Raw genomic sequence first — 25,482 nt, 5'->3', positions numbered from 1 at the left:
GGACGCCGTGGCGCGTCGACGAATTCCGGTGGTGATAGTTGCGGGCTTTCTCGGCGCAGGCAAGACCACCCTCCTGAACCACCTGCTGCGCAACGATTCCGGCATCCGCATAGGGGTTGTGGTCAACGACTTCGGGGCGATCAACATCGACTCGATGCTCGTGGCAGGCCAGGTCGATTCGATGGTCTCTCTCGGTAACGGCTGTATCTGTTGCGCCGTCGACATCAGCGATATGGACGCGATGTTCGACGCCCTCGCGCACCGCCGGTCCGCCATCGACGTGATCGTGGTGGAGGCCAGCGGCCTGGCCGAACCCCGCAATCTCATCAGAATGGTCCGGGGTAGCGAGAACGAATTCATCGTCTACGGCGGGCTCGTCGGGGTGGTCGACGCGGTCGAGTTCCGGCAGACCCGCGCGCGGCATCCCGAGATCGACCAGCACCTGCAATTGGCCGACCTGGTGGTGCTGAACAAGTCCGATGCGGTGACCGAGTCCGAACGCTCCGCGGTGCTGTCGACGGTGCAGTCCGTCGTAGCAGATGTGCCCGTCGTGCCGGTGGCCTTCGGTCGCGTCGACCCGTTGCTGCTGTTCGATCGGCGCGAGGATCAATCGGTGGATTCGGCAATGGCGGTGCAGCTGTCGTTCGACGAACTACTCCGCGAGAACCACGATCACGATCACGATCATCACCTGCACGCGCAGTACTCGCACACCGAGTTCGTCAGTTCGGATCCGGTCGAACCTCGACGACTGATCGAGTTCCTGGAGAATCCTTCCGGAAATCTCTACCGCATCAAGGGATTCGTACACTTCGACATTGCCGGCCACACCCAGAAATTCGTCGTGCACACGGTGGGCCGACACATCCGATTCGAGGCCGCGTCGTGGGCCAGGGGTGAGTCTGCGCAGACCTCACTGGTGCTGATCGGTACCGAGCTCGATGCACCGGCCGTTGAGCAGCGGTTGCGTGCCTGTGTACGAGGACCGGACGACGCCGACGACGCCTCCGCCATGCTTCCGGTCCATCGCTACCTCGAGACCGGCTAGTTCCCTAGAGCCCGACCCACTCGGTACGTCCGCCCTCGAATCCCTGACGCTTCCAGATCGGGACCTCGGCCTTGATGCGCTCGACGAGTCGGGCGCAGGCCTCGAACGCTTCGGCGCGATGGGCCGAGCCGACGGCGGCAACGAGTGCGAGGTCGCCGACCCGCAGATCGCCGACGCGATGCACTGCGGCCACCGCCAATCCGGTCTCTGCCGAAACCTCCGAGCAGCATCGGCTCAGGAATCGTTCCGCGTCGGGGTGTGCGCGGTATTCCAGAGTCTCCACGGCATGTCCGCCGTCGTGATCGCGCACGATGCCGCTGAACAGTACGACGGCACCGTGACGCGAATCCTGCACTGCTGCCTCGACTTCGGCAGTGCTCAACGGTTCGTTCGAGATACGGGCGACGAGCTCACTCATCATGGGGGCCTCCTCCGGCGATCTGGGCCAGCACATGGTCGAGGAGCGGGTCGAGAACGGAGAGTCCGTCCTTCACGGCACCCGGCGAGCCCGGCAGATTGACTACGAGCGTGCGTCCGATCAGACCCGAGACACCGCGGCTGAGCACCGCATGAGGCGTCGCAGATGTTCCGCGGGTTCGGATCGCATCGGCGATCCCCGGCATGTCGACGTCGAGCAGTGCTGCCGTCGCCTCGGGGGTCGCGTCGGTGGGGGATACACCGGTGCCACCTGTGCTGACGATCAGCGACGGTTCGCCGCGTAGGGCGTCCTGCAACCCCGCAGCGATGTCGGCATCGGCGTACACCAGTGGGCCACGTACGGCGAAGTCTCGATCGGTCAACCAGGACGCGATGGTGGGGCCGGTGGTGTCCGGTCGAGTGCCGTTCGCGCCGCCGGTGGAGGCCACCAGAACCACCGCGGACCGTGAGGATTCGAGTATCGGTGCGGCCGAGGACTCGGGGGAGACCTCTGCGTCGTCCCGTTGCCAATGCCCGTGCTTGCCGCCGTCTTTGGTGAGCAACCGGACACCGTTCATGGTGGCACCGGGATCGACGGCCTTGACCATGTCGTGCAGGGTCAGGCCGGCGACGGCGACCGCGGTCAGTGCTTCCATCTCCACCCCGGTGCGTCCGGTGGTGCGGGCTGTTGCCTCGACCGTGATGGACGACTCGGTGAATCCGAAGGAGATCTTCACCGAGGAGAGGGCGAGCTGATGACACAGCGGAATCAGTTCCGACGTTCGCTTCGCTGCCGAGATGCCGGCGATGCGGGCGGTGGCCAGAACGTCGGCTTTGGGCATGTCGTCGGCGCGCACGAGCGCGATGACCTCGGCGGTGGTGACGAACTCACCGGTGGCGACGGCCGTGCGCGAGGTTTCCTTCTTGTGCGCCACATCGACCATGCGGGCGCGGCCCTGATCGTCGAGATGAGAGAGCTGGGGTTGCTGGGCATCGGTGGTCACAGTGGCCACACCTCCACGTCGGATCCTGCAGCGAGTTCGGTTGTCTCGGAATCGATATCGATCAGCACATCGGCCCATGCCAGTGCCGCGACCAGGTGCGAGCCGGGGCCGGCGACGAGCTCGACCCGACCGTCGTCGCGCAGTCGGCCACGGAGCAGCTGTCTTCTACCGGGCGGTGACACGATCGGTTCGTGCAAGGCTGCGGTGGTCGAGAGCACCGGAGGCAGACCGGCAGCTCGCCGAACGATGTTGCGCGCGAACATGATGTAGGAGACGACCGTACTGACGGGATTGCCGGGAAAGCTGAGCACGGGAACACCGTCGAACATCGTGATGCCCTGCGGTCCGCCCGGCTGCATCCGAACCGACCCGAAGTTGCCGCCGAGCGGCCGGAGCACGTCCTTGACCACTTCGAAATCGCCCATCGAAACGCCGCCGGACGTGATGATCAGCTCTGCCGATTCCGCTGCCGCGTCGAGGATCTCGCGAAAGCGGCTCGGCTCGTCGGAGCTGCGCGAGACGGAGACCACCTCGGCACCGCTGGCGCGCAGGTGTGCGGCAAGGGTGATTCCGTTCGAGTCGTAGATCTGACCGGGCGTCAGCGTCGACCCGGCGTCGACCAGTTCGGCACCGGTGGTCACGACGGCCACGCGAGGACGTGAGCGTACGTCGAGCTCGCCGAAGCCGACGGCAGCCAGAACGGAGATGTGGCGGGGTTCGAGCACTCGGCCCGACTCGACCAGGACTGTTCCGACGCGTACGTCGCTGCCCTGTTCGCGTACGAATTCACCTGCTGCGCGGCTTCTTTCGATGGTCACCGAACCGGCCGCCGGTACCGAGGTGTCTTCGACGGGGACGATGGCGTCCGCTCCGTCCGGAATGGGGGCACCGGTCATGATCTTGGCGGCGCTGCCCGAGGCGAGAACTGCCGATTCCGTCGGGCCTGCGGCGATGATCGTCGAGACCGGAAGCGTCACCGGGGTCGTGGCCACGGATCGAGAATCCACGGCATAGCCGTCCATCTGCGAGTTGCGGAACAGAGGCAGATCGACCGGCGATCGCACGTCCTCGAACGAGACGCGTCTCAGCGCGTCGTCGAGACGAATTCGCTGAGCTGTTCTCGTGGTCAGTGCCGCGAGCAGAGTCTCGATCGCGGCGGCATGTTCCTCGACCGATACAGCGGTCACTGTGCGGATCCAGTGATCGCGTGCGTGTGCTCAACCGTCATGGGTGCCAATCCTAAGCACGCCGATCCGTCCGCTCGGTGTGGGCTGCGGCATAATGGGTAGACACATCGACGACAGACATGATTTTCGACGGAGACGAGGTACGAGGTGACGGTGGACAGTGTCACCTCGCTGGGCATTCCCGGGTTCGGCAGCACCACGGGTTCGGTGGCAGGCAGTGCGAACTCCGTCTCCGACCGGCCGGACGTGCCGCACCTGATCGATCGTTTCGGTCGAGTGGCCCGCGACCTGCGCATCTCGATCACCGAGAAGTGCTCGTTGCGGTGCACCTACTGCATGCCGGAGGAAGGCCTTCCGGCGATCCCTGCGGCGGCACTACTGACACCCGCCGAGATTGCCCGAGTGGTCTCGGTGTCGGTCCGCCTGCTGGGCATTCGGGACGTGCGCTTCACCGGAGGCGAGCCGCTGATGCGCCGCGATCTCGACGACATTCTGCGGCTGTGCGCCGATGTTGCCGAGGGTGTGCCTCTGTCGATGACAACCAACGCCGTCGGTCTCGAACACCGGGCACAGTCCTTGGCCGACGCCGGATTGACCCGAGTGAACGTCTCGCTCGACTCCGTCGACCGCGAGGATTTCGCGCGCTTGACCCGACGCGATCGGCTGCCGTCCGTGCTCGCCGGAATCAGGGCAGCGCAGCGAGCCGGGATCGGACCGGTCAAGGTCAACGCCGTTCTGATGCGCGACACACTGTCCGGTGCCGTCGATCTGCTGCGCTGGTGTCTCGACGAAGGCGTGGCTCTGCGCTTCATCGAGCAGATGCCGCTCGATGCCGACCACGAGTGGGCTCGCGCGAACATGATCGATGCCCAGACCTTGCTCGACGAACTGTCCACCGAGTTCGACCTGCGTGAGGTGGGACGCGTCGATCCGTCCGCCCCGGCCGAGGAATGGAGCGTCGACGGAACCGACGCCACCGTCGGCATCATCGCGTCGGTGACGCGCTCGTTCTGCGGTGATTGCGACCGCACCAGGATCACTGCCGAAGGAACCATTCGGTCCTGTCTGTTCAGCGACGACGAGACCGATCTGCGGGCAGCCCTGCGCGGCGGTGCCACCGACGACGAACTGGCAGCGGTGTGGCGTGGGGCGATGTGGAACAAGTGGGCGGGTCACGGCATCGACGCCGACGGCTTCGTACCTCCCACCCGCAGCATGGGAGCCATCGGTGGTTGAGACCCAGGTGGAGGTGCGGTACTTCGCTGCAGCGGTCGACGCGTCGCACTGCGAGTCCGAGTACCTGACCGTGCCGACCGGAGCCACCCTCGCAGATCTGCGAGAGCTGATTCTGTCCAAGCACGGCGCGCCGATGGAGCCGATTCTCAGGGTGTCGGCGTATCTGGTGGGAGAGGATCTGACCCGCGATCTGGAGCGCGTGATCGGCGGCAGGGTCGACGTGCTGCCGCCCTTCGCCGGCGGCTGAGCGCACCCGTTTCACCGCGCCACGGGCAGGTGGCCGCCCGATTCAGCTGCTCCTCTTCCACCAATCGTCGAACGGCGTCACGGGCACCGTCCGCTTGTGCCGAGTTGCGAGGAACATCTTCTCCAGCTTTTCGGCGATCTCGTCGGTGACGTCCTTGCCCTCGAGGTAGTCGTCGATCTGTTCGTACGTCACGCCGAGCGCTTCCTCGTCGGGTAGCGCAGGTCGATCGTCTTCGAGATCGGCGGTGGGAACCTTGCGCCAGGTGCTCTCGGGTGCACCCAGTTCGCGCAGCAGCGCCGCACCCTGACGCTTGCTCAGGCCGGTGAGCGGAGTCAGATCGACCCCGCCGTCACCGAACTTGGTGAAGAAGCCGGTGATCGCCTCGGCGGCATGATCGGTGCCCACGACGACGTAGCCGAGTTCGCCGGCGAGGGCGTACTGCGCGACCATGCGCTGGCGAGCCTTGATGTTGCCGCGGACGAAATCTCGGATTTCGGCACTACCCAGCGCATCGGCCGTCGCGGCCGCTGCGGCGTCGGCGGCGTCCTTGATGTTCACCGTCACCGTGCGGTCGGGATCGATGAACTTCAGAGCGATCGATGCGTCGTCCTCGTCGGCCTGCACGCCGTAGGGGAGGCGAACGGCGACGAACTCGGCCTCGTGTCCATCGGCTCGGAGCTCCGTCGCTGCCTGTTGGGCAAGCTTGCCGGTGAGCGTGCTGTCCTGCCCGCCACTGATGCCGAGCACGAATCCCGAGGCCGGAGTCGACGCCAGGTAGTCCTTGAGGAAGTCCACTCGCCTGCGGACCTCCGTGATCGGGTCGATGGTCGACTGCACGGCCAGTTCGCGCATGATCGCCGTGCGCAATTCCGAGTTGATGTGTCCCATCACGTCATCCTAATGACGAGTGCCGGTATCGATCTCGCGCCGTGCGTAGTGTCGGTGGTCGTGAGTGGATCCTCCGATACTTTCGTCAAGCGAAATCCCCAGGCACACCCCGACTTCTACGCTGCCGAGGCCACCGGGCTCCGATGGCTCGGCGAGGCGGCGGCCCCTGTCGTCGGAGTTCGCGGGCATGGCCGGACGTACATCGAACTCGACCGACTGGTTGCGGCCCGTCCCACGCCGGGCGCAGCCGAACGATTCGGCCGCACACTGGCCGCGATGCATTCCGCCGGAGCCGACGGGTTCGGTGCGCCACCGGTGGATGCCGACGGCGTCGTTTTTTCGGGTCGGCTGTTCATCGGTGCTCGGCCCATGAGCAGCACTGTGCACAGGTCGTGGGGTGCGTTCTACGCGGCTGAACGAGTGTTGCCGTTTCTCCGAAGCGCGGTCGACGCAGGCACCGTGATGCAGGGCGAGGCGGAAATCGTCGAATCGGCGTGCGGACGCATCGCGGACGGCGACTTCGACGATGCGGAGCCGCCGAGCCGTATTCACGGTGATCTCTGGAACGGCAACGTGTTCTGGACCGACGCGGGAGTGGTGCTGATCGATCCGGCAGCGCACGGTGGGCACCGCGAGACCGACCTGGCGATGCTGGCGCTGTTCGGTTGCCCCCACCTCGACGTCGTCGTAGACGGTTACGAGACGGTACATCCGTTGCGAGCCGGGTGGCGCGCGCGCATACCGGTGCACCAGTTGCACCCGCTCGCCGTTCATGCGGCCGGTCACGGCCGCTCGTACGGCACCGCGCTGCACGCGGCCGCCGCGGCCGTGCTCAGGCTCTGAGTACCGGATCTACCGAGTGCGAGTTGCCCGGCGAACCAGGTCTTCCCAGCCGTCGGCAAGGCGATCCATCGGCATCCCAAGATCTCGGTACTGGTGGAGCACCAGGGTGGCTTCGAGTGGTGTGAGCAGCCAGTACGCGAGCAGTTCGAGATCCCCGTCCACCTCGGCTGCACGGAGCAGCGACAGGACGTGGGTGAAGTTGACCATGTGCGCCGGGGCGGAGTACCGCGCGTCGTCGGCGCTCTCCGCGGCGCGCAGTACTTCCCCCTGGACGTTGACGAACTCGAGTCGAGCTCGGCCGAAGGCGACGAGTCGATCGATCGGGTCGGCTCCCGGGCCCAGCGGCGGGTCGCCGAACATGAACGAGTGCTGAAGTTTCTTCTCGGTGTGGTCGAGCAGCGCACGCATCAGCCCGGCCCGGTTCCCGAAGCGACGGAATACCGTGCCCTTGCCCACTCCGGCCTTGGTGGCCACTGCGTCCATGGTGATGGCGTCGGCTCCGACGGTCGCCACCAGATCCGTTGCGGCGTCGAGGAGCAGGCGACGGTTGCGCGCTGCGTCGCACCGTTCGGATTCCTCGCCCGCTATGGGCAGCATCGGGCCGGTCACAGCAGAAGCCTACCTTGCCGGGAACATAAATGGACCACGGTCCGTTTGAATGGTAGGAATTGACACGACGATCACGTCATCCGAACTTGCGAAGGAATAACCTCATGTCAGACGCTCATGTACTCGTTCTCGTCGGAAGCTTGCGCGCCGAGTCGGTGAACAAGCGGATCGCCGAGACCGCTGTCACCGTCGCTCCCGCCGGTGCCGAGGTAGTGATGTACGACGGACTCGGAGATGTCCCCTTCTACAACGAAGACATCGACGTCGAGGGATCGGAGCCCGCGGCCGCGCTCGCTCTGCGGGCCGCTGCAGAGAAGGCTTCGGCGTTGTTGCTGGTCACGCCCGAATACAACGGCACCATCCCGGCCGTGCTGAAGAACGCCATCGACTGGCTCTCGCGCCCGTACGGTGCGGGTGCCATGGTGGGCAAGCCGGTCGTCGTCATCAGCGCGTCGATCAGTGGTAACGGAGCCAAGTGGGCGCACGAGGACACCTGCAAGGCCGTGCGCATCGCAGGCGGAACCGTTCTCGAAGATGTCCAGCTCTCCATCGGCGGCATCGCGGAGAAGTTCGGTTCGGCCCATCCGCGTGAGAACGTCGAGGTCTCCGGTGAGATCGGCCACGTTGTCGCCGAGCTGGTCAAGGTCGCCGACGAACTCGTCAGTGCCTGACCCCATGTCGATTATGGGAATCGTTTTCATGTAGGATGATTGCATGAAGGTGAGAAACTCATTGAAATCGCTCAAGAACAAGCCCGGCGCACAGGTGGTACGACGCCGCGGCACGGTGTTCGTCATCAACAAGAAGGAACCGCGGTTCAAAGCGCGCCAGCGCTGACGACAGTGTGATCGCCGACGAAGGACCCTCGGAGAAATTCGAGGGTCCTTCGTCGTGTCGGGGGAGGGTCGGCGGTCGTCGGCACACGTCACCGTCCGGGCAGGGTCCCGTTGTGACGAACAACATGCCGGTGCTGTGACCCGCGACACGCCGAAACTGACCGATATTTGCGGCTGGGCAACGCCGTGACCAGCGAATACCAAGCGTGTTGTTCGCAACATCTCGTGTTCTAGGCAGATGTCGGACACTAGGTGTAGTGTTTGACCGACCGAGAGGCCACAACTCGAAGAACGTGCACAAACGGGTTCGAGCAGGTCGAAGTCGCCCTGAGCGGGAGATGTTCTCGGTGCCACACGCAGAGCACATCGGTCGCGTCGGTGCACCCGATGGCGACAACGGAAAGAGGGACACCATGAGCATCACCGTTTACACCAAGCCCGCCTGCGTTCAGTGCAATGCCACCTACCGCGCCCTCGACAAAGCCGGTATCGAGTACTCCGTCATCGACATCTCGCAGGATCCCGAAGCGCGTGACTACGTCATGGCCCTCGGCTACCTGCAGGCCCCGGTAGTCGTCGCCGGTGACGATCACTGGTCCGGCTTCCGTCCTGATCGCATCAAAACCCTCGCAGCGAACGCTGCTTGAACAGTACGAGAAAGTGAGTGAGCGGTGAGTTCGCAACCGCAGTCCTCCCACTCACTGGTCTACTTCTCCAGCGTGTCCGAGAACACTCATCGCTTCGTCTCGAAGCTGGACATTCCTGCCACACGCATCCCTCTGCGTGATCCGGACGGCACCTTTCGTGTCGACTCTCCTTACGTTCTCATCGTGCCGACGTACGGGGGAGGGACCACCTACTCCGGGCGCGACACCAACTACGTCCCCAAGCGAGTGATCAAGTTTCTCAACGACGAGCACAATCGTTCGTTGATCCGAGCCGTCATCGCTGCCGGAAACACGAACTTCGGTGACTCCTTCTGCTTTGCGGGAGATGTCATTTCGCAGAAGTGCGCCGTTCCGTATCTGTACCGCTTCGAATTGATGGGCACCCCCGAGGACGTAGTGCGGGTCCGCGAGGGACTGGAGGACTTCTGGGAACGTGAAGTCCGACGCGCCGCCCACACGCACTAGAGCACCACACACCACATACCCAGTAGGAGCATCGCCGTGGCACCGACCATCACCGACGCAGGACCCGTACCCACCACCGTCCGCGGCGACGGCGACATGGATTACCACGCGCTCAACGCGATGCTCAATCTGTACGGCCCCAACGGTGAGATCCAGTTCGAGAAGGATCGCGAGGCTGCCAATCAGTACTTCCTGCAGCACGTCAACCAGAACACCGTGTTCTTCCACGATCTCGACGAGAAGCTGGACTACCTCGTCGAGGAGAACTATTACGAACCCGAGGTTCTGGACCAGTACTCTCGCGAGTTCGTCAAGTTCCTGATCAACCACGCGTACTCGAAGAAGTTCCGGTTCCCCACGTTCCTCGGGGCGTTCAAGTACTACACCTCGTACACGCTCAAGACGTTCGACGGCAAGCGTTACCTCGAGCGTTTCGAGGACCGGGTGTGCATGGTGGCGCTGACACTGGCCGCCGGCGACGAGGCTCTGGCCACAGATCTGGTCGACGAAATCATCGCCGGGCGCTTCCAGCCCGCGACGCCCACCTTCCTCAACTCCGGCAAGAAGCAGCGCGGCGAGCCCGTGTCCTGCTTCCTGCTTCGTATCGAAGACAACATGGAGTCCATCGGCCGCTCCATCAACTCGGCCCTTCAGCTGTCCAAGCGCGGTGGCGGAGTTGCGTTGCTGCTGAGCAATATTCGCGAGGCCGGCGCGCCGATCAAGCGCATCGAGAACCAATCCTCGGGTGTCATCCCGATCATGAAGCTGCTCGAGGACTCGTTCTCGTACGCCAACCAGCTCGGTGCACGTCAGGGCGCAGGCGCGGTGTACCTGCACGCGCATCACCCCGACGTCTACAAATTCCTCGACACCAAGCGTGAGAACGCGGACGAGAAGATCAGGATCAAGACGCTCTCGCTCGGAATCGTCATCCCGGACATCACGTTCGAGCTCGCGAAGAAGAACGAGGACATGTACCTGTTCTCGCCCTACGACGTCGAGCGCATCTACGGCGTCCCGTTCGCAGACATCGACGTCTCCGAGAAGTACTACGAGATGGTCGACGACAAGCGGATCCGCAAGACCAAGATCAAGTCGCGCGAGTTCTTTCAGACGCTCGCCGAGTTGCAGTTCGAGTCCGGCTACCCGTACATCATGTACGAGGACACCGTCAATCGCGCGAACCCGGTGAAGGGCAAGATCACTCACTCGAACCTGTGCTCGGAGATCCTGCAGGTCTCGACGCCGTCCACGTTCAACGACGACCTCTCGTACAGTCATGTCGGCAAGGACATCTCGTGCAACCTCGGCTCGCTGAACATCGCCAAGACGATGGACTCGCCCGATTTCGGTAAGACGATCGCAGTGGCCATTCGCGGCCTCACCGCGGTGTCGGATCAAACGCACATCTTCTCGGTGCCGTCGATCGAGCAGGGCAACAACGATTCTCATGCGATCGGCCTCGGGCAGATGAATCTGCACGGCTACCTGGCGCGCGAGCGAATTCACTACGGTTCGACCGAGGGCATCGACTTCACGAACATCTACTTCTACACCGTGCTGTTCCATGCGCTTCAGGCGTCGAATCAGCTGGCGAAGGATCGCGGTCAGAACTTCAAGGGTTTCCCCGACTCCAAGTACGCGTCGGGTGAGTTCTTCGACAAGTACACCGACCAGGTCTGGGAGCCGGCCACACCGAAGGTGGCGAAGTTGTTCGCCGACTCGGGCGTATCGGTTCCCACCCAGGCGGATTGGACGACGTTGAAGGCGTCCGTGCAAGAGCACGGGATCTACAACCAGAACCTGCAGGCCGTCCCGCCGACCGGTTCCATCTCGTACATCAACAACTCCACCTCGTCGATTCACCCGGTGGCGTCGAAGATCGAGATCCGCAAGGAAGGCAAGATCGGTCGCGTCTACTACCCGGCTCCGTATCTCGACAACGACAACCTGGACTTCTACCAGGATGCGTACGAGATCGGGTACGAGAAGATCATCGACACCTACGCTGCCGCAACGCAACACGTCGATCAGGGCCTGTCGTTGACGCTGTTCTTCAAGGACACCGCCACCACCCGCGACATCAACCGCGCGCAGATCTACGCATGGCGCAAGGGCATCAAGACGCTGTACTACATCCGCCTGCGCCAGTTGGCCCTCGAAGGCACCGAGGTGGAGGGTTGCGTGTCCTGCATGCTGTAGGGCTCCGCCCTCGTGCGCCTTTTGCGCACCTGGAGGTACGCAAAAGGCGCACGACGAAAGATGTCGTACCCGCTGGGCAGGATGACCGGCCATGGAACATGGTCGGGGGGACGGTCGAGAACTACAGGTTCTGATCGATACGCAGGTGGGGCTGTTCACGCAGTCGCAGGTCACGGCATTGGGCTACAGCCGGAATCGGGTTCGCACGCTGGTGGACAGTGGGGCATGGATCATCGTTCTCAGAGGCGTCTACTCCGTCTTCACCGGGCCGTTGACACGCGATCGGATTCTGATGGCAGCACTTCTGTACGGAGGTGGACATTCGATGCTGAGTCATCGGTCAGCAGCCGAGGAATGGGGTTTTCGGCAGACCGAGCCCACCGCTCCGGTCCATGTGACCGTTCCGTACGGGAAGTCTGCACGCAACCAACGGTCTACTGCGCGCAAAGCCGCTGCCGTAGGGACCAGGCTGGTGGCAGGAGTTGGATCGGCACTTCATCCCGGAGTGGTCGTGCACCGATCCCGCGCGCACAAACACATCGGTGTAGCCGGCAACATGCCGCGCACGACATTGGTGGATACCGCAATCGATCTCGCGGTGGCGGAATCGACGCCCGAGCAGGCTTTCGCGAGCTTGGTGTCGTCGGTGACCGATCGCGGAATCCGCCTGACCGACGTGCGTGAGCAGATCGCTGTCCGACGTCCGTACCGGTACTGCACCGTACTCGGGAAGGCCATCGACCTACTCGCGAATGGAGTTCAGTCGATCCTCGAGCTCGAATACGCAACCAACGTCGAAGCGGCTCATGGGCTTCCGGTTGCCGACCGGCAGTGCCCGGTACGAGTGGACGGTCGGACCCTGTACGAGGACGTCGAATATCGGATCGGATCTCGCGCGGTGTCGGTGCGGCTGGACGGGCGTCGCTTTCATTCGATGCGCGAGGTCGCGTTCCGGGATCGGCGACGCGACAACGCTGCGGAACTCGCGGGGCGTGCACGACTCGTGTTCGGCTACGAGGAAGTCAACAGCGATCCGTGTGGGGTGGCGCGAGACGTCGCGCGAGTTCTGCGGCGTGAGGGGTGGGATGTCGTGCCCACGTCGTGCGCACTTTGCGCACGAATAGGTACGCAAAAGGCGCACGACACAGATCTTGTGTTAGCCATTGATGTCCGACACAACAGGTAGTGTTCAGGCAGGCCAGTATTCGGCAGATTTCCCCGGTAGATAGGACACATGGTGAAGCTCATCGATCGCGTTTCCGCAATCAATTGGAACAGGGTCCAGGACGACAAGGACTCCGAAGTGTGGGAGCGCCTCACCAGCAATTTCTGGTTGCCGGAGAAGGTGCCGGTATCCAACGACATCCCGTCGTGGGCAACGCTGACCGCCGTGGAGAAGCAGTTGACGATGCGGGTGTTCACCGGGTTGACACTGCTCGACACCATTCAGGGCACGGTCGGCGCGGTCAGCCTCATCCCGGATGCCATCACTCCCCACGAGGAAGCGGTGTACACCAACATCGCGTTCATGGAGTCGGTGCACGCCAAGAGCTACAGCTCCATCTTCTCCACCCTCAGCTCCACCCGCGACATCGACGATGCATTCCGCTGGTCCGAGGAGAACGTCAACCTCCAGCGCAAAGCCGAGATCGTCCTGAACTTCTACCACGGTGACGATCCGCTCAAGCGCAAGGTCGCGTCGACGCTGCTCGAGTCGTTCCTGTTCTACTCCGGCTTCTACCTGCCGATGTACTGGTCCTCGCGGGCCAAGCTCACCAACACCGCGGACCTGATCCGGCTGATCATCCGCGACGAGGCCGTGCACGGGTACTACATCGGCTACAAGTACCAGAAGGGTCTCGAGAAGGTCAGCGAGGCGCAGCGCGAGGAGCTCAAGAACTACACGTTCGAGTTGCTGTTCGAGTTGTACGACAACGAGGTCGAGTACACCCAGGACCTCTACGACGAGATCGGCCTGACCGAGGACGTCAAGAAGTTCCTGCGCTACAACGCCAACAAAGCACTGAACAATCTCGGCTACGAGGGCCTGTTCCCCAAGGACGAGACGGACGTCAACCCGGCGATCCTGTCGGCGCTCTCACCCAACGCCGACGAGAACCACGACTTCTTCTCCGGCTCGGGTTCCTCGTACGTCATCGGCAAGGCCGTCAACACCGAAGACGAGGACTGGGACTTCTGAGCCCGCCCGCGCCGTTCCGGGACGCTCACGAATTCGGTGGGCGTCCCGGCGGGCGAATGTCCTCGGCGTCCTTGGGCATTCGGCCCTTCTCGCTCAGAGCGCGGCGCAACAGGAACTCGATCTGAGCGTTGGTGCTCCGCAACTCGTCGGAGGCCCAGCGGGCGAGGGCGTCGTGCACCGCTGGGTCCAACCGCAGCAGAATCTTCTTACGTTCGACGGCCATGGCTCACTGATACAGCGATCCGGTGTTGACGACAGGTTGCGTGTCGCGGTCGCTGCACAGCACCACGAGCAGATTCGACACCATCGTGGCCTTGCGCTCCTCGTCGAGCTCGACGACGTGCTTCTCCTCGAGCTTCCCGAGAGCCATCTCCACCATTCCGACGGCACCTTCGACTATCTGCTGACGGGCGGCGATGACTGCCCCGGCCTGCTGACGTCGCAACATGGCCTGGGCGATCTCCGGGGCATAGGCCAGCCGGTTGATTCGGGTTTCGATCACCTCGACACCGGCCGAACGTACCCGTGCGTGCACCTCCTCCGACATGGCGGCGGTGATCTCGTCGGCGTTCTCCCGCAACGACATTCGCCCTTCGGCGTCGTACGGGTAGCTGCCGGCGATGTGCCGGACGGCCGACTCGGTCTGGACGGCGACGAACTCCTCGTAGTCATCGACCTGGAACGATGCCAGCGCGGTATCGGCAACCTGCCAGACGACGATGGCGGAGATCTCGATCGGATTGCCGTCGGCGTCGTTGACCTTCGATTGGCCGGTCTCGTGGTTGCGGATACGCGTCGAGATGGCCCTGCGGTACGTCAACGGATTGGTCCAGCGCAGACCCGGTGTCCGCAGGGTGCCGCTGTACGAACTCCCGAGAAGCTGAAGAACGCGAGCCTGATTCGGTTGCACCAGCGTCAGACCCATGAGTGCAGGCAATGAGAGAACGAACAGGACGACTCCGGTCACGACGAGCCAGACGACGGTGAACACGAGTCCGAGCGCGAACGCGGCGATTCCACCGAGGAGCAGTGCGAGGCCGATGCCGAGCATCGACCAGCCGGGCAGATCCCAACCCGGGCGCTCGGCAATGGTGGTGGTCGGGGTGCCCGTCGGCTTCTCGGCGACGGTTGCGGGTGCGGACATGAGAACCTCCCTCTCAATGGTGATACTAAAGTGGTATCACATTTAGCGATGGCAAGCGCTGGATCGGGAGAATCGGTCAGTCGTGTTCGGCGGGCGAGTCAGCGCCGGAACCACGCCGACGGATCACCGGCGATGGCCTTCTCGATCCGCAATCGTGAAGTGGCCGTAAGGTTTTCCGGGAGTGCGTCGAGTGCGAACCAGGCTACGTCGAGATTCTCGTCGTCGGCCACATGAGGGGTGCCGCCGGTGTACCGAGCGAGAAACGTGATGTCGAGATACTGCGCGACGTCGCCATTGGGGTACGCGATCGGATCCGTCACGTCGACGCTCGTCAGACGCAAGATCGAGGCGTCGACTCCGGTTTCCTCGCCGATCTCGCGCAGGGCGGCCGGGGCAGGTTCCTCGCCCGGTTCGAGAATTCCGGAAACCACGGCCCAGGTGTTGTTGTCCGCTCGCAGGGTCAGGAGCACACGCCGGTCGTCGTCGAGAACGACAGCGCTGACACCGGACAACCACAGGGGCGACGTACCGACGACACTGCGCAGTGCGCGGACGAACTCGGGAATCGGCATCGCGTCAGGAGACGTAGGCGTTGAGGGAAGCGGACAGATCGTCCAGAACGGCCCGCGCAGCGACGACGCCGCTGCCCGACCACACCGTGTCGTTCACGGCGAACACCCGACCGTCGGTGACCGAACCGAGAGCGTGCCACGCGTCACCGTCCATCACCTCGCGCCCGAACGTCTCGCCGTCGGGGCCCGCGAATCGCACGTAGACGATGTCTCCCTCGACCGGCGAGAGGTCGTCGGTCTCGACCGAGAATGCGGCGTCGCGCTGGCTCTGGGGCCGGCCGACTCCGACCTCAGCGAGTATCTGCCCCGCGAACGAGTTCGGTCCGTCCACCTCGATGGAGTCCGCATCGAATCTAACGACGGACGCCTGGGTCTGGGTGGCGTCGATCTCGCGACCGACCCGTTCGGCATCCGCGGAGAACGACGCGAGTGCCTCGAATCCCGCTTGGCCGCGACCGAGCGCCGCCGCGGATTGCAGGAAGGTGTCCTTCCAGCCCTGCCCGGTTGCGGTGAAGACGGTCGGGGCGATGGTCGTCAGTTCGTCGTAGGTGTTGGACCCGAGCAAATCTGCACCCAGGATCAGATCGGGGTCGAGGGCGGCGATGGCATCGATGTCCGGTGCACCCACCGGGCCGACGGACGGGACGGACGCCAATCCGGTGCCCAGGTACAGCGGTTGATCGCCGTCACCGCGGAAATCCGGGTCGATCGTGGCCGCCCCGACGACCCGCTCCCAGATTCCGACTGCGCAGCTCGCGTCCAGGCCCGCGGCATCGAGCACGACGATGCGCTGCGGGTCGGCCGGAAGGGCACTGATCCCCTCGGCATGTCCCACGGGTCGGGTGTCACCCTCGATTCCGGTCGGGTCGAGTGGTGCGAGCGCGGGGCACAGTCCCACGGTGTCCCGATTGTTTCCGACCACTCCGGCACCGGCGATGTTCGTGGTGGTGCGAATGATGGTGGATGCGTCGTCCTGCGTCTCGGAATCGGAGCAGCCGGCCAGCGCCATGGCGGCGGCAAGGCACACGGCGGCGACGGCGCCGATCCTGCGCGGCGCACACGAACGGGGGACTCGTGGGTGGAGTGGCAACGCGGGACTTCCTTCGACGGGTCGGGTGGTCTCACACAGTATCGGAAGGCGGCCGTCGCAGAACACCCGAACGGACGCCGTCGAGCGTCCGGAATCTGCAACTCTCGCGGCGTTCCCGACTGCGTCGGAAAGGCCGACAGCGCAGGCAGATCGCGCGATCCGGGCATGCTCTGTTCGGCCCAATACGACACACGGTAGGACCGGTTCGGCAAGCGTCGGTCCGACGGTCTACGATTCGAGGAGCGCACGACTAGATGACGTCGCCTCGTGGTTCGAGGTCCGACGCGCAATCAGGAGGATCTGTGACTGCCCTAGCGCCTAGGCCCGCTCCCGCGGTGGATGCTGCTCGGCCGTTCCCGCCGCGGACGGGACCGAAGGGGTCGTTCCTGCACAAAGCGGTGACGACCACCGATCCCAAGGTGTTGGGAATCATGTACATCGCGACATCGTTCGCGTTCTTCCTGGTCGGTGGACTCATGGCGCTGCTGATGCGCGCCGAGTTGGCCATTCCGGGAATGCAGTTCCTGTCCAACGAGCAGTACAACCAGCTCTTCACCATGCACGGCACCATCATGCTGCTGCTGTACGCGACGCCGATCGTGTTCGGATTCGCGAACTACATCCTTCCGCTGCAGATCGGCGCTCCCGACGTCGCGTTCCCGCGGCTGAACGCCTTCTCGTACTGGCTCTACCTGTTCGGCGCGTTGATCGCCACGGCCGGATTCATCACCCCCGGCGGTGCCGCCGACTTCGGGTGGACCGCGTACACCCCGCTCACCTCGGCCCTGCACTCGCCCGGTGTCGGTGCGGACCTGTGGATCATGGGCCTGGCCGTCGGTGGTCTCGGTACCATCCTCGGTGGCGTCAACATGATCACCACCGTGATCTGCCTGCGTGCTCCCGGTATGACGATGTTCCGTATGCCGATCTTCACCTGGAACATCCTGGTGACGTCCATTCTGATCCTGCTGGCGTTCCCGCTGCTGACGGCCGCGTTGCTCGGCCTGGCGGCCGACCGACATCTGGGGGCGCATCTGTTCGACCCGGCAACCGGCGGAGTGCTGTTGTGGCAGCACCTGTTCTGGTTCTTCGGTCACCCCGAGGTCTACATCATCGCGCTGCCGTTCTTCGGAATCGTCTCCGAGGTGTTCCCCGTCTTCTCGCGTAAGCCGATCTTCGGCTACTCGGGTCTGATCTACGCGACGATCGCGATCGCCGCCCTCTCCATCGCAGTGTGGGCGCACCACATGTACGCCACGGGTGCTGTGTTGCTGCCGTTCTTCTCCTTCATGACGTTCCTGATCGCGGTGCCGACGGGTGTGAAGATCTTCAACTGGGTCGGCACGATGTGGCGAGGCCAGGTGACACTGGAAACGCCGATGCTGTTCTCGATCGGGTTCCTGATCACCTTCGTCTTCGGCGGACTGACCGGTGTTCTGCTGGCATCGCCGCCCATCGACTTCCAGGTCACCGACACGTACTTCGTGGTCGCCCACTTCCACTACGTGGTGTTCGGCACCGTGGTGTTCGCGACGTACGCCGGCATCTACTTCTGGTTCCCGAAGATGACGGGCCGGATGATGGACGAGGCGCTGGGCAAGTGGCACTTCTGGCTGACGTTCTTCGGATTCCACGCCACGTTCCTGGTGCAGCACTGGCTCGGAAACGAGGGCATGCCGCGTCGCTACGCCGACTACCTGCCCTCGGACGGGTTCACCGAGTTGAACGTCATCTCCACGATCGGTGCCTTCATCCTCGGTGCCTCGACACTGCCGTTCGTGTGGAACGTGTTCAAGTCCTACCGATACGGCGAGGTCGTCACCGTCGATGATCCGTGGGGCTACGGCAACTCGTTGGAGTGGGCCACCTCCTGCCCGCCGCCGCGGCACAACTTCACCGAACTGCCTCGGATCCGTTCCGAGCGTCCGGCCTTCGAGTTGCACTACCCGCACATGGTCGAACGGATGCGCGCGGAAGCGCACGTCGGGCCGGGAGCGCACGGCGGTAAGACCACCGCAGTCCTCGAACAGGCCCGTCGGGCTCCGATCGCCACCAGCGATCACGAAGGGTCCGGAGACCCGGACCCCAAGTAGTCCACAGCAGCAGCGAGAGCCCCTCCCGGCTACCGGGTGGGGCTCTTCGCTTGCGACAATCTCGTGGCGTGTTCGGGCTGGCTCGTCCACGACAGGTGACACGAAGACCTATCCGGCCGCTGGCCGTGCGCGAAAGGGAGATCCGGTGACTTCGAGCGACACCGCAGTGCTGGTGACGGTGACGGGACCCGACAAGCCGGGCGTCACATCGGTGCTGTTCGCAGCACTGTCACGGCACAACGTCAGCCTCCTCGACGTCGAGCAGGTGGTCATCCGCGGCAGACTGACTCTCGGCGTTCTGCTGTCCTGTCCCCGCGACCCCGAGGCTCTCCAGGAAGAGCTCGAGGACGCGATGGCGACGGTCGGCGTTCACGTCGATGTCGAGATCGACACCACGCGGGGTGGCGGTCAGAGCCTGGCCACCCACGTCGTCGTCGTTCTGGGCCGACCCGTGACAGCTCGCGCTTTCAGCACCATCTCCCGTGAACTCGCCCGACAGGGCGCGAACATCGATTCCATTCGCGGGATTGCCGACTATCCCGTCACGGGCCTCGAACTTCAGGTGACCGCGAAAGACACCTCGCCGGATGCCGACCTGCAACTGCGTACCGGTCTGGCGGCCATCGCAGCCGGAATCGGCGTCGACATCGCCGTGCAGCGCGGCGGAATTGCACGGCGATCCAAGCGGCTGATCGTGTTCGACGTCGACTCCACGCTCGTTCAGGGGGAGGTCATCGAAATGTTGGCAGCTCGCGCCGGACGCGAGGACGAGGTGCGCGCGGTCACCGAAGCTGCCATGCGCGGTGAGATCGACTTCGCGGAGTCGCTCGAACAGCGGGTCGCCGTGTTGGCCGGCCTCGACGAATCCGTCATCGACGAAGTGGGCGAAAGCCTGGAACTGACGGCAGGGGCCAGGACCACCATCCGCACCCTCCGACGTCTCGGGTTCGCCTGCGGCGTCGTATCCGGAGGATTCCGCCAGGTCATCGAGGGACTCGCGCACGAACTCGAACTCGACTACGTCAAGGCGAACACCCTCGAGATCGTCGACGGCAAGCTCACCGGCCGGGTTATCGGAGAAGTGGTCGATCGTGCTGCGAAAGCGACCGCACTGCGTGAGTTCGCGGCACAGTCGGGAGTGCCGATGGAGCAGACCGTCGCCGTCGGCGACGGAGCGAACGACATCGACATGCTGACGGCCGCGGGCCTCGGTGTCGCCTTCAACGCCAAGCCTGCGTTGCGAGAGATCGCCGACACGGCCATCTCGCATCCGTATCTGGATGCAGTTCTGTTCATCCTCGGCGTCACCCGCAACGAGATCGAAGCTGCGGACGCGGTCGACGGGGGAGTCCGCCGCGTCCCGATCCCATGACCGGCGATCGCATGACCGGCGATGCACCGGACGATGTGGTCGTCGAGACTCCGGCCGAGGAATTCTCACCGGACAACACGTTCGACTCGCGCCACGCCGAGCTCGCTCGTGGGTACGGCGGAGCCGAGGACCCGGCAGATCCGTCGCAGGTTCTGGCCATGCCGTTGGTGTTGCACATACCCAAAATCGATCCGCCCCTGCGTAGTGAGTTGCTCGAGGCAGCTGCCAGAGCAACCGTTGCGCTGTGCCTGGACCCGCGAGTGGGCGTCGGCGCGTCGTGGAACGTGGCCTTCGCCGAGTGGACGTCGGCTCGCATCCGGAAGGTTGCCCGACGTGCACGCGGAGCACAGTGGCGTGCGGCGCAGGATGTTCCGGGTGTGACGGTCGACGTCGGGGGAGCCTCGGCACGCGCTTTCGTGCCCGGTCGGGTCGGCGATCTGGATCCGCGGATCAAGCGGCTGCAGATCGGTGGGACCGACGTGTCGGCCGAAGACGAACCCTCGGTCTCGCCCGGCCCTGTGTTGTGGATCGACGCCTCCCTGTCGATGACGGTGGGTAAGGCGGCCGCTCAGGTAGGGCACGCGTCGATGCTGCTGGCGGGTGCGATGAGCACGGAGCAATGCCGCGAGTGGGCTGCGGCGGGTTTCGCATGTTCGGCCCGATCCGCGAACCCGGAACAATGGTCGCGTGCACTGGACGAGGTTCGCGCCGGACGTGCCGTCGCGGTGCGGGATGCAGGCTTCACCGAAGTGGCACCCGGATCGACGACCGTGATTGCCGTTCTCTAGAGCTGGGGTCCACTGTCGTACAAGTGGCTATGCCGAACATATCCAGTAGCCCCGAGACTGGAAGCATGTTCACCTCACCACGTCGTCTTGTCGCCGGTCGCCGGCTTCCGTCTCGGTTGGCCGCCTTGTACGTGGGGCTGTGGCTGTACGGGGCGTCGATGTCGTTGATGATCGCCGGTGGACTGGGCGTCAACCCATGGGACGTCTTTCACCAGGGTCTCGAGAGTCACCTCTCGCTCAGCTTCGGAACCATCACCGCGATCACCGGCGTGGCCGTACTGCTGATGTGGATCCCGCTGCGGCAACGTCCTGGCCTCGGCACCGTGAGCAACGTAGTGGTGATCGCCGTTGCGGTGGACGCGACGTCAGCACTGTTGCCGCATCTCGACGGGCTGCCGATCAGGACCCTGGCCATGGTGTCGGGCATCGTGATCAACGCGTTCGCGACCGCGCTGTACATCGGTGCCGGGATGGGGCCGGGGCCACGAGACGGACTGATGACCGGTCTGGTGGCCAGGACCGGATGGTCGATTCGCCTCACCCGCACCGGAATCGAGTTGTCGGTGGTGCTCACCGGTTGGTTGCTCGGCGGGACGCTCGGCGTCGGGACGGTTCTCTATGCGCTCGGAGTCGGTCCGCTCGTGCAATTGTTCATGACTCATCTGCCTGCGCTGCGCAGTACCAGGACTGTCGATCCGGTCACCGATATCGTCGAACCCGGTTCCAGCGCAGTGGTATCCGAGGGCACTCCGTCCACACGCGAGGAATCGAGGACCGGAACGAACCGCGACGACGACCAACTCGGGCACGCCAGAGTGATGTCGGCGGGGCCGCCGGAATGAAGGACGAGGAGCGAACTGGCGTCGTCCACCTGCCCGCCGTCGGAGGCGTAGGAGCGGACGTCGGAACCGTCCACCCAGGCCTGAATGGTGCGCACCGAGTCGTCGTTCCATCGGTCCGTGTCGAATTCGACTCCGGCGGAATCGAACCACACCAGATCGGGTCGGCCGGTCGGTGTCGCGCGGCCGGTGAAGAACTCCTGCTGACGTAGTGTCGGAGCGCTCGCTCGGACGCGAAGCAGTCGACCCACGAAGCGAATCATGTTCTGGTCCGCACCGTCCCAGTCGATTGCCCATGCGTCTGCCGCCGGTGCATCCTCGGCGACGCAGTACGCGTTGTTGTTGCCTCCCTGACTGTGTCCCAGTTCGTCGCCGGCAAGCAGCATCGGTGTACCGGTGGAGAGCGTCAGGGTTGCCAGTAGTGCCCGGACGTGGCGTCCCCGGGCCTCGACGACGGCCGGATCGTCGCTCGGCCCCTCGACGCCGTGGTTGACCGAGGAGTTGTTGTCGGTCCCGTCCCTGTTCTCTTCGCCGTTGGCCTCGTTGTGTTTTCGCTCGTAGGACACCAGATCGCGGGCGGTGAACCCGTCGTGCGCGGTGACGAAGTTGATCGACGCCCACGGCAGGCGTCCGCCGCCCGCGAAGAGATCTTCCGAACCGGCCAGGCGCGAGGCCAATTCGCGGACGCCGTGCTGGCCCGCCCAGAAGCGCCGGACCGTGTCGCGATAGCGATCGTTCCATTCCGTCCAGGCCACTCCGAAGTTACCGACCTGATAGCCGGCACCGGTGGCGTCCCACGGCTCGGCGATCAATTTGACCCGAGCCAGGACCGGATCGGTGGCAATGGCGGTCAACAACGGTGCGCGAGAATCGAATCGCCAACCGCCGGGCCGGCCGAGAGTGCTGGCGAGGTCGAATCGGAAGCCGTCGACACCCACGTCCTCGACCCAGTACCGAAGGCTATCGCACACCATCCGCACGACCGCGGGCGACGCGGAATCGAGGGTGTTGCCGCAGCCGGTCAGATCGACGTCCGATCCGCGTCCGTCCAGTAGGTAGTAGCCGGGCGCATCGAGTCCACGCCAGCTGATCGAGGGGCCGTCGACCGCGGATTCGCACGTGTGGTTGTAGACGACGTCGAGGATCACCTCGATCCCGGCAGCGTGCAGCGCGTCGACCATGGTGCGAAATTCGTCCACCTCGGCACCGGGAACAGCGGCGAACCGTGGATCCGGTGCGAAGTACGCACCCGTCGAGTACCCCCAGTGGTTTCGCATACCCCGGGCGCGGACGCCGGGTTCGGTGAAGGTGGTGTGTACGGGCAGCAATTCCACCGACGTGATGCCGATGCGCGCGAGATGTTCGAGGACCGCCGGCTCGGCGAGCCCCAGGTATGTGCCGCGAAGATGCTGGGGCACAGCAGGATTGCGGGCTGTGAACGATCCCACGTGCAGCTCGTAGAGGACGGTTCGGTCCCAGGGCACCTCGGGGCGCGCGGGACGGCCGACGTGATCGTCAGCTGCGCGGACGACGCCGAGCGGGAGGTGGCCGAGCGAGTCGCGAGAACTGGGCGCACCGAACGGGTCGTCCTCGTAGGCGAGCAATGCCGATGGGTCTCCGAATACTCCGGTCACCTGGCGCGCCGCTGGATCGAGCAGAATCTTCGATCCGTTGAACCGGCGGCCGGAGTGCGGGTCCCACCGCCCGTGGGCGCGGAAGCCGTATCGGTCACCGGGCCGCACTCCCGGGACGAAGGCATGTCGCACTCCGAACGTGCGGGTGGTCAGCTCCACCCGTCGTTCACCGCCGTCCGGATCGATCAGGCACACCTCGACTCCATCGGCCTCGGGTGCATGGACTGCAAATTGAGTGCCAGTCGACAGTGCAGTGGCACCCAGTGGGAACGGTGATCCGGGCGGGTTCGAGGCGGACTCGCCGCCGGCGGTCCGGTGGGAGCTACGAGGCAGATCGTCATTGGGCGACACGCGTGCACATCCTGCCGTGAATGCACGGTCGATGTGCGGGAAGATAGGCGTCGTGTCTGAACCGGATCCCGACCTGCTCGTAGATTTCACCGACGTAGTCGTCCGCCGCGGTGGTGCGACCCTGGTGGGACCCGTCACCTGGAAGGTGGAACTGGACGAACGGTGGGTCGTCCTCGGCCCGAACGGCGCCGGAAAGACGTCCCTGCTGCGTATCGCTGCGGCCGAGATCCATCCCACGTCCGGTGTCGCCCACGTTCTCGGTGAGGTCATGGGCAAGGCGGACGTCTCCGAACTCCGACCGCGGATCGGCTTGTCGTCCTCCTCGCTGGCGCAGCGCATTCCGTCCGACGAACTCGTGTCCGATCTGGTGGTGTCCGCAGGGTATTCGGTACTGGGTCGTTGGCGAGAGAAATACGACGCGGTCGACACCGAGCGCGCAGTCGAAATGCTCGAGAGCCTCGGTGCCGAACATCTCGCCACCCGCACCTACGGCACGCTGTCCGAAGGCGAGCGAAAGCGTGTTCTCATCGCCCGCGCTCTGATGACCGATCCCGAACTCCTCTTGCTCGACGAGCCGGCGGCAGGCCTCGACCTCGGTGGACGCGAGGAACTGGTGGCACGCCTGACCGACCTCGCGGCCGATCCCGACGCCCCCGCCACCGTGCTGATAACCCACCACGTGGAAGAAATTCCGCCGGGCTTCAGTCACGCGTTGTTGCTCAAGGAAGGCGGGGTGGTGGCCCAGGGGCTGGTCGACGACGTCATCACCGCGGAGAACCTGACCGAGGCATTCAGTCAGTCGATCGCGCTCGATCGCGTCGACGGTCGGTTCTTCGCGCGGCGGACTCGGGCTGCCGGGGCGCACCGCCGGTAGGTGGACCGAGCGACTGCGCCGCGTTGTGCAGCGGTACGTTGCCTTTCATGAGCTCGAACAGTGCTGCCGATCACGTACAGGCACGGGACGCCTCGACGGTCATCTTGATCCGTGACGGTTCTTCGCGGCCCGACATCGAGGTGTTCCTGCTCGAACGCGTCGGTGGCATGGCGTTCGCGGGTGGCATGACGGTGTTTCCCGGTGGCGGAGTCGACCCCTCGGACGCGGCAGCGGACGTGCGCTGGGCAGGGCCGCCGCCGTCGTGGTGGGCCGAGCGCTTCGGAATCGACGAGGGCAAGGCGCAGGCTCTGGTGTGTGCTGCGGCGCGCGAGACGTTCGAGGAGTGCGGCGTGCTGTTGGCCGGCTCGACGCCGGATTCGATCGTTGCCGACACCGCTCCGTTCGCTGCGGAGCGGTGTCGGCTCGAGCGTCGGGAGGTGTCGTTCGCCGAATTCCTCACCGCCCACGACCTGGTGCTGCGATCGGATTTGCTCCGGCCGTGGTCGCACTGGATCACCCCGGTGGGCGAAGCGCGACGGTACGACACCCGGTTTTTCGTCGCAGTGCTGCCCGAGGGCCAGAATGCGGACGGCGAGACCAGCGAGGCAGTATCGGTGAGCTGGCGTTCGACCGGTGACGCACTGGCGGACTGGCGGTCGGGAAACACCATTCTCCTGCCGCCGACCTGGAGCCAACTGGACGCACTGTCTCGGTTCGACACCGTCGCCCAGGTCGTCGATCACGACCGCGAGATCGCCCCGGTCCTACCGATTCTCACTCGCACGGACGGGACGGTCCGGGTGCTCTTCGACGGCGACGATGCGTACTACGCCGGAACGCGACATCCCTGGTCGGATCGCTGATCCTCGGCCCGG

Annotated in this window: 26 protein-coding genes; 16 read left to right on the top strand and 10 right to left on the bottom strand. The window is 64.6% G+C overall.

The window, feature by feature from the left end:
• Window positions 1-7: 7 nt before the first annotated feature.
• Window positions 8-1,048, top strand: coding sequence for a GTP-binding protein (locus tag AYK61_RS06560; protein WP_121870232.1), 1,041 nt, complete (start codon window positions 8-10; stop codon window positions 1,046-1,048).
• A gap of 4 nt (window positions 1,049-1,052) precedes the next feature.
• Here the strand turns inward: AYK61_RS06560 and AYK61_RS06555 are convergent, their stop codons facing one another.
• From AYK61_RS06555 to glp, 3 genes are read right to left on the bottom strand one after another with little or no spacing between them, the layout of a single operon-like run.
• The gene (locus AYK61_RS06555; RefSeq protein ID WP_068045866.1) at window positions 1,053-1,466 is read right to left on the bottom strand and encodes a molybdenum cofactor biosynthesis protein MoaE; all 414 of its coding nucleotides are present in this window, start codon (window positions 1,464-1,466) and stop codon (window positions 1,053-1,055) included.
• Window positions 1,459-2,409: a bifunctional molybdenum cofactor biosynthesis protein MoaC/MoaB gene (gene moaCB, locus AYK61_RS06550; protein WP_237669556.1), complete on the bottom strand. Its 951-nt coding sequence runs from the start codon at window positions 2,407-2,409 to the stop codon at window positions 1,459-1,461. The genes AYK61_RS06555 and moaCB overlap by 8 nt, the downstream gene beginning before the upstream one ends.
• A gap of 56 nt (window positions 2,410-2,465) precedes the next feature.
• A complete protein-coding gene (glp, locus tag AYK61_RS06545) occupies window positions 2,466-3,656 on the bottom strand; it encodes a gephyrin-like molybdotransferase Glp (RefSeq protein ID WP_121870231.1) in 1,191 nt (396 codons plus the stop codon).
• 207 nt (window positions 3,657-3,863) lie between these two features.
• Between glp and moaA the strand changes: the two genes are divergently transcribed.
• Both moaA and AYK61_RS06535 read left to right on the top strand, forming a co-directional pair.
• Entirely contained in the window at window positions 3,864-4,892 is a 1,029-nt protein-coding gene (gene moaA, locus AYK61_RS06540; RefSeq protein WP_183130417.1) for a GTP 3',8-cyclase MoaA, read from the top strand.
• Window positions 4,885-5,139: a MoaD/ThiS family protein gene (locus AYK61_RS06535; protein ID WP_121870230.1), complete on the top strand. Its 255-nt coding sequence runs from the start codon at window positions 4,885-4,887 to the stop codon at window positions 5,137-5,139. Before moaA ends, AYK61_RS06535 begins: the two co-directional genes overlap by 8 nt.
• A gap of 42 nt (window positions 5,140-5,181) precedes the next feature.
• Here AYK61_RS06535 and nadE read toward each other — a convergent pair whose 3' ends face one another.
• Window positions 5,182-6,027: an ammonia-dependent NAD(+) synthetase gene (gene nadE, locus AYK61_RS06530; protein ID WP_121870229.1), complete on the bottom strand. Its 846-nt coding sequence runs from the start codon at window positions 6,025-6,027 to the stop codon at window positions 5,182-5,184.
• A 12-nt stretch (window positions 6,028-6,039) separates the two neighbouring features.
• On the opposite strand from nadE, the gene AYK61_RS06525 reads away from it, so the two are divergent.
• Window positions 6,040-6,870 carry a fructosamine kinase family protein gene (locus AYK61_RS06525; RefSeq protein WP_121870228.1) on the top strand — a complete coding sequence of 277 codons (831 nt, stop codon included), beginning with the start codon at window positions 6,040-6,042 and terminating at the stop codon, window positions 6,868-6,870.
• A gap of 9 nt (window positions 6,871-6,879) precedes the next feature.
• Here AYK61_RS06525 and AYK61_RS06520 read toward each other — a convergent pair whose 3' ends face one another.
• A complete protein-coding gene (locus tag AYK61_RS06520; protein ID WP_121870227.1) occupies window positions 6,880-7,479 on the bottom strand; it encodes a TetR/AcrR family transcriptional regulator in 600 nt (199 codons plus the stop codon).
• Between the two features lie 104 nt (window positions 7,480-7,583).
• Here AYK61_RS06520 and AYK61_RS06515 point away from each other — a divergent pair, with 104 nt between their 5' ends.
• The 7 genes from AYK61_RS06515 (at window position 7,584) to nrdF (ending at window position 13,850) form a co-directional block, all read left to right on the top strand.
• Complete coding sequence (locus tag AYK61_RS06515; RefSeq protein WP_121870226.1) at window positions 7,584-8,150, top strand: NAD(P)H-dependent oxidoreductase; 567 nt, start codon at window positions 7,584-7,586, stop codon at window positions 8,148-8,150.
• Between the two features lie 43 nt (window positions 8,151-8,193).
• Window positions 8,194-8,316: a type B 50S ribosomal protein L36 gene (ykgO, locus tag AYK61_RS06510; RefSeq protein ID WP_037189801.1), complete on the top strand. Its 123-nt coding sequence runs from the start codon at window positions 8,194-8,196 to the stop codon at window positions 8,314-8,316.
• 412 nt (window positions 8,317-8,728) lie between these two features.
• Complete coding sequence (locus AYK61_RS06505) at window positions 8,729-8,962, top strand: redoxin NrdH (protein WP_032398330.1); 234 nt, start codon at window positions 8,729-8,731, stop codon at window positions 8,960-8,962.
• Window positions 8,963-8,986: 24 nt separating this feature from the next.
• Window positions 8,987-9,448: a class Ib ribonucleoside-diphosphate reductase assembly flavoprotein NrdI gene (gene nrdI, locus AYK61_RS06500; protein ID WP_121870225.1), complete on the top strand. Its 462-nt coding sequence runs from the start codon at window positions 8,987-8,989 to the stop codon at window positions 9,446-9,448.
• Between the two features lie 36 nt (window positions 9,449-9,484).
• A complete protein-coding gene (gene nrdE / locus AYK61_RS06495; RefSeq protein ID WP_121870224.1) occupies window positions 9,485-11,650 on the top strand; it encodes a class 1b ribonucleoside-diphosphate reductase subunit alpha in 2,166 nt (721 codons plus the stop codon).
• 91 nt (window positions 11,651-11,741) lie between these two features.
• Window positions 11,742-12,836 (top strand): type IV toxin-antitoxin system AbiEi family antitoxin domain-containing protein, encoded by a 1,095-nt coding sequence (locus tag AYK61_RS06490; protein ID WP_121870223.1) that lies wholly within the window; start codon window positions 11,742-11,744, stop codon window positions 12,834-12,836.
• A 48-nt stretch (window positions 12,837-12,884) separates the two neighbouring features.
• On the top strand, window positions 12,885-13,850 hold the full coding sequence (gene nrdF, locus AYK61_RS06485) for a class 1b ribonucleoside-diphosphate reductase subunit beta (RefSeq protein ID WP_008717549.1): 966 nt from the start codon (window positions 12,885-12,887) through the stop codon (window positions 13,848-13,850).
• Between the two features lie 25 nt (window positions 13,851-13,875).
• On the opposite strand, the gene AYK61_RS06480 is transcribed toward nrdF, so the two are convergent.
• From AYK61_RS06480 to AYK61_RS06465, 4 genes are all read right to left on the bottom strand, one after another.
• Window positions 13,876-14,073, bottom strand: coding sequence for a hypothetical protein (locus tag AYK61_RS06480; protein WP_037189794.1), 198 nt, complete (start codon window positions 14,071-14,073; stop codon window positions 13,876-13,878).
• A 3-nt stretch (window positions 14,074-14,076) separates the two neighbouring features.
• Window positions 14,077-14,994, bottom strand: coding sequence for an SPFH domain-containing protein (locus tag AYK61_RS06475; RefSeq protein ID WP_183130188.1), 918 nt, complete (start codon window positions 14,992-14,994; stop codon window positions 14,077-14,079).
• 98 nt (window positions 14,995-15,092) lie between these two features.
• Entirely contained in the window at window positions 15,093-15,566 is a 474-nt protein-coding gene (locus AYK61_RS06470) for an NUDIX domain-containing protein (protein ID WP_121870222.1), read from the bottom strand.
• A gap of 4 nt (window positions 15,567-15,570) precedes the next feature.
• Window positions 15,571-16,575 (bottom strand): iron-siderophore ABC transporter substrate-binding protein, encoded by a 1,005-nt coding sequence (locus AYK61_RS06465; protein WP_121870221.1) that lies wholly within the window; start codon window positions 16,573-16,575, stop codon window positions 15,571-15,573.
• Between the two features lie 383 nt (window positions 16,576-16,958).
• On the opposite strand from AYK61_RS06465, the gene ctaD reads away from it, so the two are divergent.
• The 3 genes from ctaD (at window position 16,959) to AYK61_RS06445 (ending at window position 20,909) form a co-directional block, all read left to right on the top strand.
• Entirely contained in the window at window positions 16,959-18,749 is a 1,791-nt protein-coding gene (ctaD, locus tag AYK61_RS06455) for a cytochrome c oxidase subunit I (RefSeq protein ID WP_121870219.1), read from the top strand.
• Between the two features lie 145 nt (window positions 18,750-18,894).
• The gene (gene serB, locus AYK61_RS06450) at window positions 18,895-20,121 is read left to right on the top strand and encodes a phosphoserine phosphatase SerB (RefSeq protein WP_121870218.1); all 1,227 of its coding nucleotides are present in this window, start codon (window positions 18,895-18,897) and stop codon (window positions 20,119-20,121) included.
• 11 nt (window positions 20,122-20,132) lie between these two features.
• Entirely contained in the window at window positions 20,133-20,909 is a 777-nt protein-coding gene (locus AYK61_RS06445; protein WP_121872502.1) for an aminoacyl-tRNA hydrolase, read from the top strand.
• A gap of 658 nt (window positions 20,910-21,567) precedes the next feature.
• On the opposite strand, the gene glgX is transcribed toward AYK61_RS06445, so the two are convergent.
• Window positions 21,568-23,733 (bottom strand): glycogen debranching protein GlgX, encoded by a 2,166-nt coding sequence (glgX, locus tag AYK61_RS06435; RefSeq protein WP_183130186.1) that lies wholly within the window; start codon window positions 23,731-23,733, stop codon window positions 21,568-21,570.
• 31 nt (window positions 23,734-23,764) lie between these two features.
• On the opposite strand from glgX, the gene AYK61_RS06430 reads away from it, so the two are divergent.
• Together AYK61_RS06430 and AYK61_RS06425 are read left to right on the top strand one after the other, a co-directional pair.
• On the top strand, window positions 23,765-24,607 hold the full coding sequence (locus AYK61_RS06430; protein WP_121872500.1) for an ABC transporter ATP-binding protein: 843 nt from the start codon (window positions 23,765-23,767) through the stop codon (window positions 24,605-24,607).
• Between the two features lie 47 nt (window positions 24,608-24,654).
• Window positions 24,655-25,470: an NUDIX hydrolase gene (locus AYK61_RS06425; RefSeq protein WP_121870217.1), complete on the top strand. Its 816-nt coding sequence runs from the start codon at window positions 24,655-24,657 to the stop codon at window positions 25,468-25,470.
• The last annotated feature ends 12 nt before the right edge of the window (window positions 25,471-25,482 follow it).

Origin of the sequence: Rhodococcus sp. SBT000017, from assembly GCF_003688915.1 — a bacterium.
Classification (GTDB): Bacteria; Actinomycetota; Actinomycetes; order Mycobacteriales; family Mycobacteriaceae; genus Rhodococcoides.
The sequence above is the reverse complement of the archived record's forward strand: the minus strand, read 5'-3'. Positions and strand labels throughout refer to the sequence as shown.

Excerpts from the sequence above, each read along its gene's own strand:
- AYK61_RS06490 (WP_121870223.1), top strand. The coding sequence starts at position 11,742 with ATGGAACATGGTCGGGGGGACGGTCGAGAACTACAGGTTCTGATCGAT.
- moaCB (WP_237669556.1), bottom strand. The coding sequence starts at position 2,409 with ATGGTCGATGTGGCGCACAAGAAGGAAACCTCGCGCACGGCCGTCGCC.
- AYK61_RS06475 (WP_183130188.1), bottom strand. The coding sequence starts at position 14,994 with ATGTCCGCACCCGCAACCGTCGCCGAGAAGCCGACGGGCACCCCGACC.
- AYK61_RS06465 (WP_121870221.1), bottom strand. The coding sequence starts at position 16,575 with ATGGCGCTGGCCGGCTGCTCCGATTCCGAGACGCAGGACGACGCATCC.
- AYK61_RS06480 (WP_037189794.1), bottom strand. The coding sequence starts at position 14,073 with ATGGCCGTCGAACGTAAGAAGATTCTGCTGCGGTTGGACCCAGCGGTG.
- AYK61_RS06525 (WP_121870228.1), top strand. The coding sequence starts at position 6,040 with ATGACGAGTGCCGGTATCGATCTCGCGCCGTGCGTAGTGTCGGTGGTC.
- AYK61_RS06445 (WP_121872502.1), top strand. The coding sequence starts at position 20,133 with ATGACCGGCGATGCACCGGACGATGTGGTCGTCGAGACTCCGGCCGAG.
- AYK61_RS06430 (WP_121872500.1), top strand. The coding sequence starts at position 23,765 with ATGTGCGGGAAGATAGGCGTCGTGTCTGAACCGGATCCCGACCTGCTC.
- AYK61_RS06425 (WP_121870217.1), top strand. The coding sequence starts at position 24,655 with ATGAGCTCGAACAGTGCTGCCGATCACGTACAGGCACGGGACGCCTCG.
- nrdF (WP_008717549.1), top strand. The coding sequence starts at position 12,885 with ATGGTGAAGCTCATCGATCGCGTTTCCGCAATCAATTGGAACAGGGTC.
- AYK61_RS06505 (WP_032398330.1), top strand. The coding sequence starts at position 8,729 with ATGAGCATCACCGTTTACACCAAGCCCGCCTGCGTTCAGTGCAATGCC.
- AYK61_RS06470 (WP_121870222.1), bottom strand. The coding sequence starts at position 15,566 with ATGCCGATTCCCGAGTTCGTCCGCGCACTGCGCAGTGTCGTCGGTACG.
- AYK61_RS06515 (WP_121870226.1), top strand. The coding sequence starts at position 7,584 with ATGTCAGACGCTCATGTACTCGTTCTCGTCGGAAGCTTGCGCGCCGAG.
- nadE (WP_121870229.1), bottom strand. The coding sequence starts at position 6,027 with ATGGGACACATCAACTCGGAATTGCGCACGGCGATCATGCGCGAACTG.
- AYK61_RS06555 (WP_068045866.1), bottom strand. The coding sequence starts at position 1,466 with ATGAGTGAGCTCGTCGCCCGTATCTCGAACGAACCGTTGAGCACTGCC.
- ykgO (WP_037189801.1), top strand. The coding sequence starts at position 8,194 with ATGAAGGTGAGAAACTCATTGAAATCGCTCAAGAACAAGCCCGGCGCA.